We start from the raw sequence: 1,541 nt of genomic DNA, 5'->3' as shown, positions 1-1,541 counted from the left end.
GACTAGGACAACCCGCCCGAATCCCCGGGAGCTATGTCCCGGACGAGATCAACAGCGAGATCAACTCGCCGTGAGCGGGGCGAACGAACCGTCGGCCGCCATGCTGGGCCAGCCGGTCTCCATGCTGATCCCGCGCGTCGTCGGCTTCAAGCTGACCGGTGAGATCAAGCCCGGCGTGACCGCCACCGACGTCGTGCTCACCGTCACCGACATGCTGCGCAAGCACGGTGTGGTCGGCAAGTTCGTCGAGTTCTACGGCAAGGGCGTCGCCGAGGTGCCGCTGGCCAACCGCGCCACCTTGGGCAACATGTCGCCCGAATTCGGTTCCACCGCCGCGATCTTCCCGATCGACGAGGAGACCATCAACTACCTGCGCCTGACCGGCCGCAGCGACGAGCAGCTCGCGCTCGTCGAGGCGTACGCCAAGGAGCAGGGCCTGTGGCACGACGCCGACAACGAGCCCGCGTACTCGGAGTACCTGGAGCTGGACCTGAGCACCGTGGTGCCGTCCATCGCCGGCCCGAAGCGCCCGCAGGACCGGATCCTGCTGTCGGACAGCAAGACCCAGTTCCGTCAGGACATCCGCACCTACACCAACGACCCGGTGCCGCACACCGCGCTGGACGAGGCGCTGGAAGAGTCCTTCCCGGCCAGCGACCCGGTCGCCCCCGGCACCGCCAACGACGGTGTCGCCGTGCCGACCGCCGCCAACGGCAATGCCGGTCGCCCGTCGAAGCCGATCAAGGTCTCCGACCCGGAGCGTGGCGACTTCGTGCTGGATCACGGCGCGGTCGTGGTCGCGGGCATCACCTCCTGCACCAACACCTCCAACCCGTCGGTCATGATCGGCGCGGCCCTGCTGGCCCGCAACGCCGTCGAGAAGGGCCTCGCGTCCAAGCCGTGGGTCAAGACCAACATGGCCCCGGGCTCGCAGGTCGTCGCCGACTACTACGAGAAGGCCGGCCTGTGGCCGTACCTGGAGAAGCTGGGCTTCTACGTGGGTGGCTTCGGCTGCACCACCTGCATCGGCAACACCGGTCCGCTGCCGGAGCAGATCTCCGCGGCGATCAACGACAACGACCTGTCGGTCACCGCGGTGCTCTCCGGTAACCGCAACTTCGAAGGCCGTATCTCCCCCGACGTCAAGATGAACTACCTGGCCTCGCCGCCGCTGGTCATCGCGTACGCGCTCGCGGGCACCATGGACTTCGACTTCGAGACCGACGCCCTGGGCAAGGACTCCGACGGCAACGACGTCTTCCTCAAGGACATCTGGCCGTCGCCGCAGGAGATCGACGACACCATCAAGTCGGCGATCAGCCGGGACATGTTCACCAAGTCCTACGCCACCGTGTTCGACGGTGACTCGCGCTGGCAGGGCCTGAACACCCCCGAGGGCGACACCTTCGCGTGGGACGACAAGTCCACCTACGTCCGCAAGGCCCCCTACTTCGACGGCATGTCGATGGATCCGGCCCCGGTCGAGGACATCAAGGGTGCGCGCGTGCTGGCGCTGCTGGGCGACTCGGTCACCACCGACC

The 1,541-nt window shown here is 67.4% G+C and carries 1 pseudogene; it reads left to right on the top strand.

The window, feature by feature from the left end:
• Positions 1 to 76: 76 nt before the first annotated feature.
• Positions 77 to 1,541, top strand: a pseudogene (gene acnA, locus ACWELQ_RS45470) (aconitate hydratase AcnA); the annotation flags it as partial.

It is taken from the genome of Nocardia sp. NPDC004722, from assembly GCF_053601505.1.
This window is presented reverse-complemented; position numbering and strand designations above follow the sequence as displayed.